This is a genomic window from Pacificibacter maritimus, from assembly GCF_003814915.1.
GTDB classification, from domain to species: Bacteria; Pseudomonadota; Alphaproteobacteria; order Rhodobacterales; family Rhodobacteraceae; genus Celeribacter; species Celeribacter maritimus.
Window position 1 is genome coordinate 1,152,491 of record NZ_RKQK01000001.1, and the last position, 19,128, is coordinate 1,171,618.

Annotated in this window: 16 protein-coding genes; 7 read left to right on the plus strand and 9 right to left on the minus strand. The window is 53.0% G+C overall.

The window, feature by feature from the left end; translation table 11 throughout:
* Positions 1-92 precede the first annotated feature (92 nt).
* Together EDD53_RS05330 and EDD53_RS05335 are read left to right on the plus strand one after the other, a co-directional pair.
* On the plus strand, positions 93-3,437 hold the full coding sequence (locus tag EDD53_RS05330) for a hypothetical protein (RefSeq protein WP_123792126.1): 3,345 nt from the start codon (positions 93-95) through the stop codon (positions 3,435-3,437).
* Positions 3,438-3,672: 235 nt separating this feature from the next.
* Complete coding sequence (locus tag EDD53_RS05335) at positions 3,673-5,568, plus strand: monovalent cation:proton antiporter-2 (CPA2) family protein (RefSeq protein ID WP_123792127.1); 1,896 nt, start codon at positions 3,673-3,675, stop codon at positions 5,566-5,568.
* An 11-nt stretch (positions 5,569-5,579) separates the two neighbouring features.
* Here the strand turns inward: EDD53_RS05335 and cobT are convergent, their stop codons facing one another.
* Positions 5,580-6,584, minus strand: a complete 1,005-nt coding sequence (cobT, locus tag EDD53_RS05340; protein WP_123792128.1) for a nicotinate-nucleotide--dimethylbenzimidazole phosphoribosyltransferase — start codon at positions 6,582-6,584, stop codon at positions 5,580-5,582.
* Between the two features lie 92 nt (positions 6,585-6,676).
* Between cobT and cobS the strand changes: the two genes are divergently transcribed.
* A complete protein-coding gene (cobS, locus tag EDD53_RS05345) occupies positions 6,677-7,441 on the plus strand; it encodes an adenosylcobinamide-GDP ribazoletransferase (protein WP_123792129.1) in 765 nt (254 codons plus the stop codon).
* Positions 7,442-7,539: 98 nt separating this feature from the next.
* Here the strand turns inward: cobS and EDD53_RS05350 are convergent, their stop codons facing one another.
* The 5 genes from EDD53_RS05350 to EDD53_RS05370 form a co-directional block, all read right to left on the minus strand.
* Positions 7,540-8,058 (minus strand): CarD family transcriptional regulator, encoded by a 519-nt coding sequence (locus EDD53_RS05350; protein WP_123792130.1) that lies wholly within the window; start codon positions 8,056-8,058, stop codon positions 7,540-7,542.
* 376 nt (positions 8,059-8,434) lie between these two features.
* Positions 8,435-8,773, minus strand: coding sequence for a ferredoxin FdxA (gene fdxA, locus EDD53_RS05355; protein WP_123792131.1), 339 nt, complete (start codon positions 8,771-8,773; stop codon positions 8,435-8,437).
* A gap of 70 nt (positions 8,774-8,843) precedes the next feature.
* A complete protein-coding gene (locus EDD53_RS05360) occupies positions 8,844-9,230 on the minus strand; it encodes an RNA-binding S4 domain-containing protein (protein WP_123792132.1) in 387 nt (128 codons plus the stop codon).
* 1 nt (position 9,231) lies between these two features.
* The gene (locus EDD53_RS05365; protein WP_123792407.1) at positions 9,232-12,036 is read right to left on the minus strand and encodes a helicase-related protein; all 2,805 of its coding nucleotides are present in this window, start codon (positions 12,034-12,036) and stop codon (positions 9,232-9,234) included.
* Between the two features lie 43 nt (positions 12,037-12,079).
* On the minus strand, positions 12,080-12,637 hold the full coding sequence (locus EDD53_RS05370) for a tetratricopeptide repeat protein (RefSeq protein ID WP_246002222.1): 558 nt from the start codon (positions 12,635-12,637) through the stop codon (positions 12,080-12,082).
* 83 nt (positions 12,638-12,720) lie between these two features.
* On the opposite strand from EDD53_RS05370, the gene EDD53_RS05375 reads away from it, so the two are divergent.
* From EDD53_RS05375 to EDD53_RS05390, 4 genes are all read left to right on the plus strand, one after another.
* Complete coding sequence (locus EDD53_RS05375) at positions 12,721-13,011, plus strand: SCP2 sterol-binding domain-containing protein (protein ID WP_123792134.1); 291 nt, start codon at positions 12,721-12,723, stop codon at positions 13,009-13,011.
* Positions 13,012-13,105: 94 nt separating this feature from the next.
* Complete coding sequence (locus EDD53_RS05380) at positions 13,106-14,083, plus strand: alpha/beta fold hydrolase (RefSeq protein WP_123792135.1); 978 nt, start codon at positions 13,106-13,108, stop codon at positions 14,081-14,083.
* Positions 14,084-14,176: 93 nt separating this feature from the next.
* Entirely contained in the window at positions 14,177-16,039 is a 1,863-nt protein-coding gene (locus EDD53_RS05385; RefSeq protein ID WP_123792136.1) for a M3 family oligoendopeptidase, read from the plus strand.
* 43 nt (positions 16,040-16,082) lie between these two features.
* Positions 16,083-16,619 (plus strand): HNH endonuclease, encoded by a 537-nt coding sequence (locus EDD53_RS05390; RefSeq protein WP_211331584.1) that lies wholly within the window; start codon positions 16,083-16,085, stop codon positions 16,617-16,619.
* Positions 16,620-16,629: 10 nt separating this feature from the next.
* On the opposite strand, the gene EDD53_RS05395 is transcribed toward EDD53_RS05390, so the two are convergent.
* The 3 genes from EDD53_RS05395 to rpoH form a co-directional block, all read right to left on the minus strand.
* Complete coding sequence (locus EDD53_RS05395; RefSeq protein WP_123792138.1) at positions 16,630-16,947, minus strand: DUF4389 domain-containing protein; 318 nt, start codon at positions 16,945-16,947, stop codon at positions 16,630-16,632.
* A 24-nt stretch (positions 16,948-16,971) separates the two neighbouring features.
* Positions 16,972-17,955 carry a Gfo/Idh/MocA family protein gene (locus tag EDD53_RS05400; protein ID WP_123792139.1) on the minus strand — a complete coding sequence of 328 codons (984 nt, stop codon included), beginning with the start codon at positions 17,953-17,955 and terminating at the stop codon, positions 16,972-16,974.
* Positions 17,956-18,215: 260 nt separating this feature from the next.
* Positions 18,216-19,112, minus strand: a complete 897-nt coding sequence (rpoH, locus tag EDD53_RS05405; RefSeq protein ID WP_123792140.1) for an RNA polymerase sigma factor RpoH — start codon at positions 19,110-19,112, stop codon at positions 18,216-18,218.
* Positions 19,113-19,128: the final 16 nt, after the last annotated feature.

The following is a 19,128-nucleotide window of genomic DNA, read 5'->3' on the forward strand; positions in this document are numbered from 1 at the left end:
GATTTCGCGCCGCACAGCTGTCGCCTTGGGGTAACTTTGAAACATATGGTCACGGCAGAACGCCGCGATCCCAGCAATTGACACGAGAGACAATGAAGCCGAATTTTGCCTTAAATTTCACTCATACGGATCTGTCATTGCTCCACCGCACCTCGAATGGCTGGCATGTCATTGGCGATGTGTCCTTGGACGATCCGAATTTGGACAAGCAATTGGCAGTATTGCGCAGCACTGCCACAGCCATTGCCGCATCGGGTCTCTCGACAAAGCTGGTGCTGCCCAACAGCCAAATTCTTTACAGCAAGTTGGAAGATCAAGGCACAAGTACCGCCAAACAGCGCAAAGCCATCGAGCAATCTTTGATTGGTGCCACGCCCTATGCCTTGGATGAATTGGTCTACGATTGGACAGTGACACCGCAAGGCTTGCAGATCGCAGTCGTCGCAAAGGAAACGCTGGACGAGGCCGAAGGCTTTGCCGCCCAACACGGATTTAATCCGCTGACTTTTGTTGCTTTGCCTGAGGCGGGCGATTTTGACGGCGAGCCGTTTTTTGGACGCACCAAAGGGTGTGACGCACTTATCGGCAAGCGTACAAAAATTGAACCTGATACAGTCCCAATCAAAGTTATCAGCCCGTCTCATTCGCGCCCTTCCCCCGCAGCTTCTGCCCCTTTGATTGAACCTGAGCGGACCCCAGTGGCAGACGAGCTTCCTGCGCCAGTCACGCCTTCGGTGGCGCCTCAATCTGTCTCGCCCTCCGCTGCGGACAGCCCAGACGAAAACAAATCCGACAGGCCAACACTGACAACAGCCGTGCCAACTGTACCTGCTCCGTTGCACCTAGATGAACCCGAAATTGAAACGTCACAACCGATTGTGGATGCGGATATTGCCACATCCGATTTTCTTGCCGCGGCTTTAGTTCCTGAACTTACCAACGATGAGGCTGAGGCCGCTTTGGACGCGCCAGAGCCACGCACCAATCTGACCCCAGAACTGGACAGCTCTAAGGCCAAAGCCGACATGAGCGGGGCGGTTGAAAACAGCTATGAAGCCAGTGAAAACAGCGCATCCGTTTCACAGCAGAAACCAACTGATAGCACAGTTGATCCGACAGGAACGCCATCGCAAGATGCTGCGCCGTCACAGCAAGAGACGCAACAAAATCATATAGTTGCAGGCGACACATCACTGGCAAATGACGGCGAAACACCATCTGTGTCCGCACAGTCTGACAGTGAGACTACGCCAAATGCGTTTCAATCCTTACGCGCCTCTCGTGGGACCGCGCAAGATGACAACGCAGACAGTGCAGCCGCATGGCTTTCTAAAATGCCATCTCGGGTTTTGACTGCAACGCCGCCTGCTGCAAGCGCTGCGACAGTGAAATCACCCGTCGCTGTGTCCTCCCTGAATAAGACGCCAGCCCCTGAAACCCCAGCAAGCCCCAAATCGGCTGACCAGCGTGTCACTGCGCGTCAAATTCCAGTCCCTGATCTGTCTGATCAGCCCCCCAAAGCGCCCTCTATACCCGATCCCAAAGGCGCGCAGCCGCGCGCGGCAAACGCGATTAACCCTGCGCCTGCGACATCCATGTCTGCCGAAAAATCGGCTAAAAAAAGCGCCGCAGCTGCGAAAGCGGCCCCCTTGCCAGAACCGCCAGCAATGCCCGCCCCTTTGGCTGCAAAGCGCCGCGTGGATACGCTTGAGCACAGCGAAGCCCCCGCTGAAACTGTGCGCATTGTCGCGGCAAAATCTGGGGAAACACCTGCCTCTATCACAGCACCTGCATCCCCAGCCAATCTGGATGAAAAAAGCACTCTGCTAAAGGCTGTCGCCGCCCCTAAACCTGAGACGCAATCAGAAACGACGAAGACGGCGAACACCCCAGTCAAAACAGATACATCTATTGGAAAGTCTGTCTTGGCGGCGGCCGCAGCGGGCGGAAGTACGGCTATTGCCGCGTTGAAAACCCTAAAGCGTCGCAAATCGGCAAAGCCAGAACAGACCCCCGTTGTGCAACCCAGTGGCGATGCACCATTTGTGGACATGACCGAAGATGAAAGCACATCGCCACAACCCCTATCGGAGTCGGCTGCAGGTCTGATTGTTCACGACGACCAAACAACTGATCCGCAAACTGATATTTTCGGCGCGCGCAAAAAGCCCGCAAAGAAACGCAAACTGCCCCTTGGGTTGGTGCTGACACTGGTTCTGATTGTGTTTTTAGGCTTGGTGGCCGCTTGGGCATCCCTGTCAACGCCTGACAGCACGCAAGATCTAGACACGACACAAACCAGTGACGCACCCGAAGATACCGCCACGCAAGCGGTCGACGCGGCAATCGCCGAGGTCGAAAGTGAAATCGCAGCAGATGAAGACACCGCGATTGATGATGAATCGGTCTTGGCCTTTGAGAATGATCAAATAAATATCGAAGATATCACACGCCAGTATGTGGCGACGGGCGTTTGGACGCTTGCACCTGAAACGGGTTTAGGCGCCTCAGAAGACAGTTTGGACGATCTATATATCGCCTCGATTGATCCGAATATTTTATCGCAAGATGCTGTGGCCTTACCCCCTGCTTTGCCACAAAACCTTGATGCAACACCTGCGCCAACCGCGCGTCCTGCGCCTGCGGGAACGACTTATGAATTTGATGATCGCGGCCTCGTGCGTGCGACAGCGGATGGAGCGATCACGCCGTCAGGTGTGCTTGTTTTTGCGGGCAGACCTTCGACTATCCCTGCCCTGCGCCCCGTTGATGAAGACACAGAAACCGCACAAGTGGATGCGGCAGAAACAGTCGATCCGATTCGCGCCGCTTTGACTGGTTTTGTCCCGCGCCTGCGCCCAAGTGGTTTGGCTGAATCCAATGAATTGGCGCAATTTGGTGGACTTACACGCGCCGAATTAGGTGGGTTCCGCCCACGTCTGCGCCCCCAATCAGCCCAACAAGAAGCCCAAGCCATAGCTGAGGCCGAAGGCGCAGAGGCCCCCGCCGCAACTGCACCGATTGTAACAGTCTCACTGACGCCAAAACCGCGCCCCCTGAACAGCGCCAAATTGGCCGCAGCCGCGCGCGCAGCACAGGCCGCAGTGCAACAAGCGACAGGTGAAACAAGCAACAACAGCGCGGCTGAACGTGTGACCGCATCCGTGCCCGCGCCCAGTATTCCGACAGGGCGTACCGCGACGACTGTGGCACAGGCTGCAACCGTCAAAAACGCGATCAATCTGCGGCGCGTCAACTTGATGGGCGTTTACGGGTCTAGTTCGGATCGCCGCGCCTTGGTGCGCTTGTCCTCAGGGCGTTTGGCCAAGGTTAAAGTCGGCGATAAAGTTGATGGCGGGCGAGTGCAATCCATCGCCAACAGTTCACTGACCTATGTAAAAGGTGGCCGCTCTGTCACGCTAAATGTCGGCAGTTAAGCTGTTTAGCGCATTTTGCCGTTTCAAATTTTCGTCAAAGCTGCATCACGTTCAACTTAAAGCAGCATAGTCTATCAAATCCGTGCATAGAAAGCTTTTGTGCCAGATCTGTCATTGGTATCGCCATAGATATCGTTCTAAAATCATTACCTAAACGACACCTCACTCTTGCCGTTCCGCACCATCTTGCAACACGCCCTAACACGGCGCATTCAACCAAAGGCCGTCCGAACCTATGCTTGGCATCCTCACACCGTTTTTTGTCTACCTTTGCGCCATTGTTATTGCCGTCCCTTTGGCAAGGCGCTTGGGATTGGGATCGGTACTGGGCTATCTTTTGGCGGGCATCGTTATCGGACCGATTTTGGGCCTGATCCAGCATAATGAAAGCGAAGACTTGATGCATTTCGCCGAATTCGGCGTGGTTATGATGCTGTTTTTGATCGGGCTTGAACTTGATCCACGCGCGCTTTGGGATATGCGTCACAAACTGGTGGGACTTGGCGGCTTGCAGATCAGCCTAACAGTGGGGGCTGTCGCCTGCGCGGGGGTGTTTTTAGGGCTTGCATGGCAAACAGCACTGGCTTTGGGCATGATCCTATCCCTGTCCTCTACCGCTGTGGTATTGCAAACCTTGTCGGAAAAAAACCTGATGCAAACAGGTGGGGGGCGCGCCTCGTTTTCGGTGCTTTTAACCCAAGATATCGCAGTCATCCCGATGATCGCGATACTGCCCTTACTGGCGATTTCAGGTCAACTTTCTATCAACCTCGATGGGTCGATTTCGCGCCCCTCTGACATCGCCACGCAGGATTTGACATGGGTTCAAACCCTGCCAGGCTGGGGCGTGACATTGGTCACCCTTGGCTCTGTTGGTTTGATTGTTTTTGCTGGCACATTTTTGGCGCGGCCGTTTTTTCGTTTTATTCATGGGGCCAATCTACGCGAACTGCATACAGCCGTGGCGCTCTTCATCGTTGTGGGCATTGCTTTGCTCATGTCTTGGGTTGGCCTATCGCCTGCTTTGGGCACGTTCTTGGCGGGTGTTGTTTTGGCGAACACGGAGTTTCGTCATGAACTTGAAAGCTCGATTGAACCCTTCAAAGGCTTGCTCCTAGGGCTGTTCTTTATCGCAGTTGGCGCGGGTATCAACTTTTCGATCCTCTTCAGAGACCCGCTAAGTTTGATTGGTCTGACCTTGGGCTTGATGTTGCTTAAGGGCGCTATTTTACTGTTGATCGGCCGCTTGTTTTCACTGCGGACCCGTGGGCAATGGCTGTTTGCGCTGTCCTTGGCGCAAGCGGGTGAATTTGGCATGGTCCTGACCAGTTTTGCGCTGCAGCAAAATGTGATTGATATCTGGCTGGGTGAACGGCTGATGGTGATTATCGCGCTGTCATTGTTGTTCACACCCTTGTTTTTCATCTTTCAAGATTACCTGCGCGCACGTCTTTCAGCGCGACTTGATGACGGGCAAGCCGCCGATGAGATTGATGACAAACAAAAGATTATCATCGCAGGCATCGGCAGGTTTGGCCAAGTGGTCAACCGTTTGGTGCGCGCCTCTGGGTTTGAAACCACGGTGGTGGATCACGATCTGAATACCATTCAGGTTATGCGTAAATTCGGCATCAAGGGCTTTTTTGGAGACCCAACCCGCCCTGACCTTTTGCATGCCGCAGGCATTGACGACGCCAAAATCTTGGTCGTTGCTTTGGACGATTCAGCCGCGGCGACCAAGCTGGTGCGTTATGCACGTAAGGCAAATCCTGACCTATTTATTATCGTTCGCGCACGCGACCGCATTCACGTCTACGAGTTGTTTCAAGCTGGCGCCGATAAGATTGTACGCGAAATGTTTGACAGTTCCCTGCGCGCGGGGCGCTACGTTTTGGAACAACTTGGCCTGTCAGATTACGATGCGGCCATGAGTGAAAAAGCCTATTACCAGCACGACCGCACATCGTTGCAAGATCTTGCCAAGCTTTGGGATCCATCGGTGCCTTTGTCACAAAACGCGGCCTATGTGGAGCGGTCGAAATCTTTGGACAAAGAACTGGAATCAGCCTTGGTCGCACAAATGCACGCCAGTGATTTACCTGACAAGCCAGACACCTCAGGCGAAAGCTAAGTCCGCAACGCTTAGCCTTGCGACACACCTGCCTCGGCAAAGGTCGCCATATTGGAATGGCACACAACGGCCCCACGCAGAATGGGAATAGCCAAGGCCGCCCCTGATCCTTCGCCCAAGCGCAAGGACAAATCCAATAGCGGCTCTTGCCCCAGCGCTGCAAGCAATCGGGGGTGAGCCGTTTCCGCAGACACATGGCCCGCAACACAATGATCCAAAGCGCCCGCACAAGCCTGCTCCAAACAGGCCGCAGCCGCGCAACAAATAAACCCGTCTAGAATAACGGGAATGCGCAAAGATCGCGCCCGTGCAATAGCCCCCGCCATGGCAGCAATCTCACGCCCTCCAAGGGCCGCTAAGATCTGCAAGGGCGGCAAAGCGCCAAATAGATCAACGCCTTGAGCCACGACATTTTGTTTAATCTGCAAGCTGGCGTCATCAACCCCTGTGCCACGCCCAGTCCAATCAGCCGCAGAGCCTCCAAACAAGGCGTTGCAAATCGCAGCCGCGCTGGTGGTATTGCCGATGCCCATTTCGCCGACGACTAAAAGATCTGTTTGCGCATTTACACTGTCCCACCCCGTTTTCAACGCAGCAACACATTCGGTTTCAGACATGGCTGCCTCTTTGGTGAAATCCTTGGTCGGGCGATCCAGATCAAGCGCATGCACTGACATCGACGCACCTGCTGCCTGTGACAGTTGATTGATCGCCGCCCCGCCCCGTTCAAAATTCGCCACCATCTGCGCTGTGACTTCCGCGGGAAAGGCTGACACGCCTTTCGCCGTTACACCGTGATTGCCTGCGAAGATGATCACCTGCGGCGCAGTAATCTGGGGGCGTGCATCGTTGCGCCACGCCGCATACCACAGCGCCAATTCCTCTAAGCGCCCTAAGGAACCAGCAGGTTTGGTCAATTGCGCATTATGTGCGCCTGCGGCAGTTTTCACCGTTTCATTCACAGTTGGCGCTGCGGCCAAAATCTGCGCGAATTCGGCAAGGGTGGTGAAACGCATGGCAGGCTCCGTCATTGTCTTTTATGCTAGATTTGTCTATCTGCTTGGCCAGACCAATTACAGGTTAAATTGCCCAGAGGATCGTATTTTTGATGACAGGCCGCGTAAAATTCAGCCAAATGCAGACCTTTTGGCAGGATGTCAAAACCTCCATGGCGGTGCTCAGCCGCCTGCCTGTTCATGCGCGGTTTGATCGTTTGCCTTTGGCCATCTGGGCCTTTCCTGTGGTCGGACTGGTGATCAGCACAGCTTGCGTGTTGCTGTTGATGATCTGCGATTGGATCGGTCTTGGGATTGGCCTCAGCGTAGCGCTGGCCATGACGCTTGGCGTGATGATGACGGGTGCGATGCATGAAGACGGGATCGCAGATACTGCTGATGGATTTTGGGGCGGATGGACGGCTGCGCGGCGATTGGAAATCATGCGCGACAGCCAGATTGGCACCTACGGCGTTTTGGCACTTGTTTTGGTCATGCTTGCACGGTTTTCGGCCCTGAGTGCAACGGTGAACGGCTTTAACTATGGTGCTATTATTGCCGCTGCCATTCTGTCACGCGCGGCTATGCCCTATGTTATGTTACTGCTTGCGCCTGCGCGCGCTGACGGGCTTTCGGTGCAAACTGGACGCCCTGATCGCAAGGCTGTGACCCTTGGGGCTGGCGTGGCGCTTGCTCTGTCTTGGGCGCTTGTGGGGTTTGTTTCAACTGTGGTGGCTGGCTGTGTGTGCGTCGTTGTGATTGCTGGGTTCATGCGTCTGGCCAAAGCAAAGATCGGCGGGCAGACGGGTGATGTTTTAGGCGCGACACAAGTGATATGCGAACTGGCAGCCTTGGCGGTTTTCATTGCTGCGGTTTAGCGCAAGCCCCCTGAGCGCGGGGTGCGCCCCAAATAAAAAGCCACCACAGATGACCCGTGGCGGCTTTTAAAATCTTTGACGGCTTGAAGCAGCTTTTCTTAAGCAGCTGCAGGGGCGCGTGACATCAACACATCGTTGATTTTTTGCGCAGTTTGCGCTTCATCAGTGCCCTCAACAGCTGCAATTTCGCGTGTAAAACGCTCTAGGGCAGCTTCGTACAACTGACGTTCAGAATAGGATTGCTCACGCTGATCATCTGTGCGGTGCAAATCGCGCACAACTTCAGCGATCGCGATCAAATCACCAGAGTTGATCTTTTGTTCATATTCTTGCGCACGGCGTGACCACATAGCGCGCTTGACCTTGGCTTTGCCTTTGAGCGTCTTCATTGAATGCGCCACAACATCAGGGGATGACAAAGACCGCATGCCAACTTCATCGGCTTTGTGCGTTGGAACGCGCAGGGTCATCTTATCTTTTTCGAATGCGATGACGAAAAGCTCAAGCGTGATTCCAGCGATTTCTTGTTCTTCAATCGTTACGATCTGCCCCACACCATGGGACGGGTAGACAACAAAATCATTCGGGCTGTAGTTCGGGATATTGGTCTTACTCATATGCAGTCTGGTTCCTCGACGGACAGGTCTAAATAAGCATCGTACAGCAGGGTTTTCCCCCAATATCTGCCTGCTATTCGGGTGAAAAGCAGGTGTTAAAAGTGCGAAAACCTCAGTCCCCAGCGAAGCAATGCAGGTGGGGGTGAGGCCGAGCTGTGCCGATGTTGATGCTTCAGTATACCAAAAAAACGGGCTATTTGAAAGCGCGCCAAGGGTCTTGGTTGCGATTTTGGCCTATTTTCAAGGCATTAAAAGGTAAATTTGCAGTGATATACGGGGTTTCATCGCATTGGGACCATGAATATGCCCGCAGTGAAAAACCGCAATTCGTTATGATTCGCACAGGTCGCGATGCAGTGCGCCAAGGGGGCTGTGTTTAGCCGCCCTCGCCAGGTGCTTCTGAGAAGTATTTCTCAAGCTTGCCTTCTTCGCCGTCTCTTTCTTCGTAGCCGGGAAGTGGGTCTTTTTTGGTCAAAATCACAGGCCACATTTCTGAATACTTGCGGTTGAATTCGACCCATTTTTCCATTTCAGGCTCAGTGTCGGGGCGAATAGCATCGGCCGGACATTCAGGTTCACAGACACCACAATCGATACATTCATCAGGATGAATAACCAGCGTGTTTTCGCCTTCGTAGAAACAATCCACAGGACACACTTCAACACAGTCAGTGTGTTTACAAGCGATACAGTTTTCGATCACGACGTAGGTCATTGCGCTATCCAGAATATCAAGATGGTAGAAAATCAGGTTTGTCCCTAGCTAACGCCACTTTCGGGATCATTCAAGCGCCACGAAACATATCTTTTGGGGAAAGAAGACCAGTGCGACGATCTTTCTTTGTCGGGCGACCTTTTCCCTCATATTTGGGTGATTGTGGAACGAATTCCTTTGGCTCGGGCTTGGGGCTTAGATCTTCGTAGAGGGTTTGCGCCTCTGGTGCGGGGCCACGACGTGTACCGCAAGCAAGAATACGCACGACTTTTATCTCTTTGGCTTGGGTAAAGGTCAGAACATCGCCCTCTCCCACCGCGATGGATGGTTTGGCGACCTTGGTGGAATTAACCCGCACAGTGCCGGCGCTGACCAGCTTGGTGGCAAGTGTGCGGGTTTTGAAAAAGCGGGCATACCAAAGCCACTTATCGAGGCGAATACTGTCCCGCTTTTCCATTTTACTTAGAGTCTTTCAATCCCATCAGCGCAGCTGCGAAGGGGTTATCAGGATCGATCGCTTTTTCTTTACGCGCAGGGCGGGCTGCAAAGGATTGTGGTTTATTGCCACCATCGCGTTTGCCTTTGCCACCGTCACGGCGCGGTTTGCCTTTGCCTTGCGGACGACCTTTGCCTTGTGCTGCGTCACCGTCTTGACGACGCTGCCCACGGTTGCCGCCACGATTTGCACCGCGATTGCCACCCCATTTGAAAGTGTAGAACACTTCCATTTCAGCAGGCTTTTCATCTGCAGGGGCCGCTTGTTCAGCGCTTAGTTCCGCGGTCTCCGCTTCAGTCGCATCGGATGCTTCAGCAGGCGCATCACCTGATGTGTCAGCTGACTCGGCAGGCGCCTCAGCCGCAGGGGTCGCAGCAACAGGCGCCGCTTTGACTTTAACCCGCTCACCTTTGTCTGCCGCATAGCCAAGACCGGCCATAAGATCAGCGAACTGTTCCAAGGTCATGCCTGTGATCGACAACATATCAGGGTTGGCTTCAAAGCCGCCACGGCTGTCTTGGCTGCGCAAAAGATCTGCCAAGCGTTCCAACATATCGATACGGATCGCACGCGCGCCAGCCAAACGGTAACCCGACATGGCGTAATAGCCATCAGGCGCATGCGCCATGGCTGGGATTGTCACCAAACCTGGCGGTGGGCTGTCGGGGGCCACATCGTGTTTCGCAGCCAATGACCACAGCAACAAACGCAAACGCGTGGGCGCAGGTTTCAAAATAGCAGGCATGAAGATGGTGAATTGACCAAAGCGAATGCCGTGTTTGCGCAGGGCACCACGGGCGTCTTGATCCAGTTCTTTCACATCATTGGCCACTGCACCGCGTTCGATCACCCCAAGGTTTTCGACCATACGGAAGGCAAAGCCACGCGCCAAACCTGTCAGTGTTTCGTCTTTCGACATCGCCAAAAGCGGCTCGAACAGAGTTGCAACTTTGCGGTCGATAAAGTGCTGCAAACGGCGCGTGACCTTATCGATCACATCTTGGCCTGCCACTTCATCAACGAAAGCCACTACACGAGGTTTCAAAGCGTCATCACCTGCCACCAATTTACCAACAGCGTGCTCGCCCCACATAAGGCCACCCTGTTCGGTGAAATCCATTTCGGTGTCCGGTGCATTGTAGAACCGGTCAGCGCGCAAATGGAATTCAGGTGCGAGCACAGCCACGGCAGCCTGTGCCAATGTCTTTGCCTCATCTGGTGTTGCAGTCGCATCTTGACTGAAACGGAATCCTTCTAGACGGCCGATGAGTTCACCCTCAACCATCACTTCACCTTTATCGTTCACGTCGGCCACAAGGCCCTCCTTCTGCTTCAACCGCCGGAGGAGCACACTCGTCCGCCGGTCAACAAATCTTTGCGTCAGCGCATTGTGTAACGCGTCTGACAATCGGTCTTCTACTGCACGTGTCGCGCCGCGCCAATGCTTTTCATCATCAACCCAACCCGTGCGCTGCGCAACATACGTCCAAGTGCGCACATAGGCGAGTCTTTTAGACAGAGTGTCAATATTCCCTTCGATTCTATCGATCCTCTTGATCTGAGCCGATAGAAAGTCGTCAGGAACGCGACCAACCCCATGAAGAAACTCAAAGATTCGTTCCAACAGATTGGTATGTTCGCCGTGCGAAATTCCGCGAAAATCTGGAATGCGGCAGACATCCCACAGCAGACGCACATCTTTACTACCGCGCAAACGCGGTCGCACAGTTTGCAATGTCCCCAGAGTTTTCAACGCCGCCAAATCATCCGCCTCACGCGCTTTGATCAGACTGGGATCATTGGCAGGCTGTTCCAGTGATCCGATCAGCGTATCAACCGTGCCATATTCCAACCGTGCATTGCGCCAGTTCAGTTTTTTGATCGGTGCAAACCTGTGCTCTTCGATAGCTGTGATCATTTCATCATCAAGCGGCGAGGCTTCGCCCGTCACGCCAAAAGTGCCATCGGTTTGATAGCGCCCTGCCCGCCCTGCAATCTGTGCCATTTCATTGGGCATTAAATGACGCATGCGACGCCCATCGAATTTAGTTGTGGCAGCAAAGGCCACATGGGTGACATCTAAATTCAACCCCATGCCAATGGCATCCGTGGCGACGAGATAATTGACCTCGCCGTTTTGGTACATCTCAACTTGAGCATTGCGCGTGCGCGGACTGAGCGCGCCCATAACAACCGCAGCCCCGCCTTTTTGGCGGCGCAGCAATTCGGCAATCGCATAAACATTGTCCACCGAAAACCCAACAATAGCTGCCCTTTCAGGCATACGGCTTAACTTTTTTGATCCTGAATAGGTCAGTTTAGAAAAGCGTTCGCGGCGCATAAACTGTGCCTTGGGAACCAATTCTGCGATGACGGATTTCATGGTTTCAGCGCCCAGAAACAGGGTTTCATGGGTGCCACGCGCATTAAGCAAACGGTCGGTAAACACATGCCCGCGCTCGGGATCCGCGCAAAGCTGGATCTCATCAATCGCCAAAAAATCGGGGCCGATATCGCTTGGCATAGCTTCAACCGTGCAGACCCAATATTGGGTGCGCGGCGGCACGATGCGTTCTTCGCCTGTGACCAAAGCCACCACGGACGGCCCTCTGATCGCGACAATACGATCATAAACTTCGCGTGCCAAAAGGCGCAACGGCAGGCCGATCACACCAGAGCGATATGTCAACATGCGTTCAATGGCGTAATGCGTTTTGCCTGTATTGGTCGATCCCAATACGGCTGTGATGCGGGGGTTTAGCCCCATTGCGCTGCTCATGGCATCTGCCTTTTTAGTCTTTGGATGTCATTTACAGTGCGGTGCCTTCAAGCACCAGATCAAGCTGTTCGATACGGGCTAACAGCCCTTCCATCTGGGGGTTAATATTTTGAATTTCAAGCAGTACATCGCGCGCTTTTGCAGGCCTGTCCAATTCGACAAAGATTTGCGCCATGCCTGATAAGGCTCCGAAATGGCGCGGCTCTAGGGTGAGGGTTTTGGCGATATCTTGCATCGATAGCCCGAAATATCCCGACATAAAATAGGCCGTCGCGCGGCTGTTATACCCTTCAGCGAAATTTGGCGCATGATCAACCAAAGCGGTCAGATGATCGATAGCCATCTGCGAATCACCCATAGCCAAGGCATCACGCCCGCGTTCAAGCAGCAAATCCATCGCATCAGACCCAGAGCGCGCCAATTCCGCCATGATATCTTGCTCTATCACGGACACTTCATGCGGCTCGGCCTGTGATAAATCTGCGAAAAGTCGATCTAAAACCTGCTTGTCCACAGCAAAACTGGCATGCGGACCAAAAAGGCAGCACAGCATAAAGATGCATTTGAGAAACAGTCGTAATCGGTCCATAGTGACGTTAAGTGTAGCGCCTTGGAACTTCTGGGCAATGCCCCATATAAAGAACCAAGAAGTTTTGATCAAAAGGAAGACCAATGAGCGATATCGTAGACCAAGCCGTTAAAGCGCTGAACGAAAAGATCGAAGGTGGCTTTGACGCAGGCAGCGCGAAATTCGTCATCACCGACGAAGGCTCTGTTGTGGTTGATGCTAATGGTGCGCGTGAAGCCGATGTGGATGCAGATGTTACTTTGACGGCTGATCTTGAAACCTTCCAAGGCATCATCGAAGGCGACGTAAACCCAACTGCCGCATTCATGCAAGGCAAGCTCACAGTTGAAGGCGATATGGGCATGGCGATGCAACTTGGCGCCGCTTTGGCCTAAGCCCGTCAGCGGTTTATAATTTCTTAGCTTTGCCACGCCACAGTGGCAAAGATCAAAACACTGATGTTCAACGCACACAGGTTGAGGGCCGATCATGAACCGCGCACCCTATTTTGCCGATATTTGCGATGGCCCTGACACGGGTGCGGCCTATTGGTTGTTGACAACTGACGGGGTACAAATCCGTGCAGGCGTTTGGCCCCTTGCCGCGCAGTCATCACCTGCAAAAGGCACCGTCTTCATTTTACCTGGACGATCCGAATATGTGGAAAAATACGGCCGTTCGGCGCGGGATTTGGCGGATCGGGGCTTTGCCTCGGTGGCGATAGATTGGCGTGGTCAGGGTATCGCTGACCGGCTTTTGCCAGATGCCGCCATTGGCCATGTTGAGGTCTTCGAAGACTATCAAGTCGACTTGGCCGCAGTCTTAAACATGGCGCGCGATTTGGACTTGCCAAAACCGTGGTTTATGATCGGGCATTCCATGGGCGGCGCGATTGGTTTGCGCGCATTGCTTGAAGGTGCCCCCTTTGATGCAGCTTCGTTTTCTGCGCCCATGTGGGGCATCGGTTTAACATCCATTCAAAAGACCATGCTCAAAGGGTTTGCCCCGCTTTTAAGCCTGTTCAACCTAGATCGCGGCCATGCACCAGGCACCACGAGCGACAGTTACATTTTGACGCAAGCCTTTGATAATAATAGCTTAACCACAGATCATGACATGTATGAATACATGCGCAATCAGCTTGTGGCCCAGCCTGATTTGTCCCTTGGTGGTCCGTCAACCCATTGGGTCCGCGAAGCCATGGCAGAAAATGCCTATCTGACCGCTCAACCGTCACCTGAAGTGCCCTGTCTATGCTTTTTGGGAACGGATGAAACAATCGTAAACCCTCAAGCCGTGCAAGACCGCATGGCGCGTTGGCCCATGGGCAAGTTGATCGAAGTGCCGCAAGCGCGCCACGAAATTCCAATGGAAATCCCCCAGACGCGCAAAGTTTTTTTCGATCAAAGCTGCGCCTTGTTTGCAGCTCAGTCTGGGCATGTCACAAAGGCGGCGCAAACCGCCTAAACTTAGTGTGAAACCACCCTTTTCGCCGCCCTATGGGTTGCAAAGCCGCCCTGCGCGCTCCTAAGTGTAAGTCACACGAATAGGAGAGTTTTCATGCGTTTCAATTTCACATCTGCTTTTGGCCCTCAAACGTTTGACACCCGTGCCTTTGACGCCCGCGTGCATCAAGCCGACGGCGGTGCATCGGCAGGCGACTTTGGCGACTTGCCTGAATGGGATCTGAGCGATCTTTACACAGGCATGGACGCGCCCGAAGTGAAACGCGATCTGGACTGGCTCGAAGGGGCCTGCGTCTCTTTTGCCGAAGATTTCGAAGGCAAGCTGGCCGATCTTGATGGCGCGGGCATGTATGATTGCATCTTGCGCAATGAACGGATCAGCCAAGTGGCGGGGCGCCTTGGGTCTTTCGCGGGGCTTTTGTATTACCAAAACACCGTCGATGGCACGCGCGCGAAATTCTTTTCGGATATCCAAGATAAGATCACCAGTTTCACCGCGCCTTTGGTGTTTTTCTCGCTTGAAGTGAACCGCATCCCTGATGATGTGATCGAAGATATGCTGCAAGATGTCGATCTTGCCCGCTACCGTCCGATCTTTGAACGCATGCGTAAAATGCGCCCTTATCAATTGTCCGACGAACTTGAACGCTACGAACATGACATGTCTGTCGTCGGTGCTTCAGCTTGGAACAAACTGTTTGATGAAACCGTCGCGGATTTGAAATTCAACGTTGAGGGCAAGGAACTGGGGCTTGAGGCCGCAGCGACATTGATGTCTGATCAAAACCGCGCCACGCGCGAAGCCTCTGCGCGTGAGGTGGCCAATGTGTTGGGCAAAAATATCAAAACATTCACCCGCGTGCACAATACTTTGGCCAAGATGGGCGATATCGAAGACAGATGGCGCGGCATGCCGACCCCGCAAACCAGCCGCCACCTGTCAAACGATGTGGAACCCGAGGTGGTAGAAGCGCTGCGTGACGCTGTTGTCGCCGCCTACCCCAAGTTGTCGCACCGCTATTACGAATTGAAACGCGGCTGGTTGGGTTTGGACAAACTGCAAGTTTGGGATCGCAATGCGCCTTTACCGCTTGAAGATGACAAGGCCGTCCAATGGGACGCGGCGCGTGAAACCGTGATGGAAGCCTACGCAGGATTCCATCCGCGGATGGCTGAATTGGCGGAACCGTTTTTCACCAAGGGTTGGATTGATGCAGGCGTGAAAGATGGCAAAGCGCCCGGAGCCTTTGCCCACCCGACGGTGACAGATGCGCACCCCTATGTGATGCTAAACTACTTGGGAAAACAACGCGATGTGATGACTTTAGCCCATGAGCTTGGCCACGGCGTTCACCAAGTTTTGGCCGCAGACCAAGGTGAGTTGCTTTCAAGCACGCCTTTGACTTTGGCTGAAACTGCATCCGTTTTTGGGGAGATGCTGACATTTCAAAGGATGCTATCACAGGCCAAAACCAAAGAAGAGCGCAAGATCCTATTGGCAGGCAAAGTCGAGGATTCGATCAATACGCTGGTGCGCCAGATCGCCTTTTATGATTTCGAATGCAAATTGCATGAGGCGCGCAAAGGCGGCGAATTGACATCGGAAACCATCAACGGCTTGTGGATGTCTGTGCAAGGCGAAAGCCTTGGGCCTGCGTTTGAATTCATGGATGGATATGAAACATTCTGGTCCTACATCCCGCACTTCGTGCACTCGCCGTTCTATGTCTACGCCTATGCCTTTGGCGACGGCCTTGTGAACGCGCTCTATGCGGCCTATTTGGAATCTCCCGAAGGCTTTGAAGACAAGTATTTCGACATGTTGAAAGCGGGCGGGTCGAAACACCACTCAGACCTTTTGGCCCCCTTCGGTCTTGATGCCGCTGACCCTAAATTCTGGGACAAAGGCCTATCGATGATCTCAGCGATGATCGATGAACTTGAGGCGATGGACTAAACACGTGAAGGGGAATCCTTCTAAACAAGACATCTTGGATGCCATGAAGCAGATTGATCTTCATGGCATTCCCGATGGATTTGATAAATCCCGTTGGTATTATCTGGTTCATCCGATCACTCAAAAAACATACCCACCCAAAGCAGTTTGGGGCATCGCGACGGGGCGTAAGGATTTCAACGCACAATCGGCAAAGCGTTGGCTTGAGGCCAAATCGTTTTTTGTACATGATATTCGTCTTGAACAGGACGGCACAGGGTTTCAAACACAAGTCGCCACAGCTTTGCAAGATCATGAAAAGCGACGCGCCCGTCTGAAGACAGCTTCACCGCAAGCAGAGGCATTTCAAAAAATCACAACGGGATACAAACGCAATCCTGATGTGGTGGCAGAAAGGCTATATTTAGCCAAGGGCATCTGTGAGGGGTGTCAAACCCCTGCCCCCTTTAAGCGCAAGAAAAATGGCACACCCTATTTAGAGGTGCACCATGTTATTTTTCTAACTGACAGCGGGGAGGACACGGTTGAAAACACCCGTGCGTTATGCCCCAATTGCCATCGCCAAGCGCATCACGGATAGGCGTTTTCGCTTAATCCAGCTCTGTCCATGGCCAAGGTTTAACCTCGCTTGCTGCCGTTTGATAGCGAATGGCTTTGGCCATCCAAATACCAAAATCTGTGCCAAGTTCGGCCAAGCGTTCATTGGGTTTGCCTTTGCCCAACACGATAAAGACCAACTGCAACAAAGACATGAGTGTTAAAAGCGTCTTGGACAGGATGATCATGATCGCGATTAAAATCATGAAAAACACACGGTGAAAGATGTTTTCTTCCAGCGATTCAGGTGGTGTGGGCGTCATGTTTCCCAAATCAGGCATCACATGGTCAAATTCGTTCGGGTCAGCCATTCGTAAATCCTTATGCGCGTCGCGCTAACGTTTATCTGTCGTAAATATACGGTCAATCATACTTTGGGTGCCGCGCGCATTTTCAAGTGTCCAAGGATAGTCGGCATGGGCCTCCTGCCCAGACACCACTGCGGCACAGAAATTTTCAACTTGCAAAACATACTGGTTCACATCGCCGAAATATTCAACTGTTTCGCGCCCTTTTGCATCAATCAGATGCATCTGGGTTGGACCGAAAAGTTCGGCATTGAAAGGCGCATCCATGCGCAACACACCCGCATCGCCATAAAAAGTGATGGATTGAGAAATGTTGATCCGCATCGACGTGATGGCGTGGTAGGAAAAGCTTTCGAAATTCGCGTTCACTTCTGCAAAGACATCCACATCGTTTTCATACCGTATATTGGTATGCGTGATCTCACGAGGCTCTTGCCCTGTGGCCCAACGCGTGCTGCCATAGGTGTAAACGCCGATATCGCGAATAGAGCCGCCCCCTGTTTCAGGGCGGTTGCGGATATTCCCCATCTCGGGGTTGTTGTAGCTGAAAAATGTATCCACATGGGCCAGTTCGCCAAGGCGACCGCCTGATAGTATTTCTTTGGCCCGCGCCCATTGCGGATGATGCACGATCATATAGGCCTCAGCGCAAAGCAGGCCTGTGTCGTCGCGGAGTGCAATCAGTTCGTCGATTTCTTCGGCCGCCATGGCAACCGGTTTTTCCACCAAAACATGTTTGCCCGCTTTCATCGCTTTGATCGCCCAAGGCACATGCAGGTGATTTGGCAAAGGGATATAAACCGCATCAATATCATCGCGCGCCAAAAGTGCATCGTAATCTGTCATAACATCAAGCTCTGGGCAAAATGCCTGAAACCCTTCTGCTTTTTCACGACTTGAGGTTGCCAAAGCGACAAGCTTTGCGCCCTTAGCGGCATGAATAGCAGGTGCCATGCTTGTTTTTGCAAAATTCGCGGCGCCTAAAATTCCCCAACGGATTGTCTTACCCATGTCAATTCCTCCCTAAATGTTTAGCGTGATCATGGCAAAGCTTAGCGCTAACACAAGGGGGCAAGTCTGACATTAAGGCTGCATCGTGTATTTTCTTTTGAGGCGCTGTTTGCAGCACAGTTTTCTGCACAATACAGATGCGACTTTCCAAAACGCCAATCAATCATCCCCCCCCCGCGCATGATTGGCGACACATGCTATAGGCACAAAAAAGGGGCAGCCTAAGCCACCCCTTTTTGATTTTCTCAATCGGTCGTAAATTAAACGTCGTCGAAAACGCCTGACTCGACCGCCAATTCTTTCATGCGAGCTTGCAACTTTTCAAAAGCACGCACTTCGATCTGGCGGATACGCTCGCGTGACACATCGTATTGTTCTGACAAAGCCTCAAGTGTGGCGGGCTTATCTTCCAAGCGACGCTGCATCAAAATGTCTTTTTCGCGCTCATTCAAGCTGTCCATCGCTTGCATCAACAAGGCGCGGCGGCTTTCCAATTCGTCGCGTGCCTCGTAATCGCCCGCTTGGTCAGCGTTTTCATCTTCCAGCCAATCTTGCCATTGCGCGGTTGATCCATCTTCAGACCCAACTGTCGCATTCAAAGACGCATCGCCCCCAGACATGCGGCGGTTCATCGACACAACCTCTGCTTCGGTCACGCCCAAATCAGTGGCGATCCGTTGGACGTTTTCGGGGCGCAAATCGCCCTCTTCCAAAGCGCCGATACGGTTTTTGGCTTTGCGCAGGTTGAAAAACAATTTCTTTTGACCAGAAGTGGTGCCCAATTTCACAAGGCTCCATGAGCGCAAAATATACTCTTGGATCGACGCACGTATCCACCACATCGCATATGTGGACAGGCGGAATCCTTTATCGGGATCAAAGCGTTTGACCGCCTGCATCAGGCCTACGTTGGCCTCTGACACGACTTCTGCTTGGGGCAAGCCGTAGCCGCGATACCCCATCGCGATTTTGGCCGCCAAACGCAGGTGAGATGTCACCAGTTTGTGGGCTGCACCTGAGTCTTCGTGATCGACCCAGCGTTTGGCCAGCATGTATTCTTCTTCGTGTTCCAACATGGGGAACTTACGAATTTCTTGCATATAGCGATTCAGACCCTGTTCGGGGCTCGGGGCTGGCAGATTATTATAATTGCTCATTTCGGGTCTCTCCCAT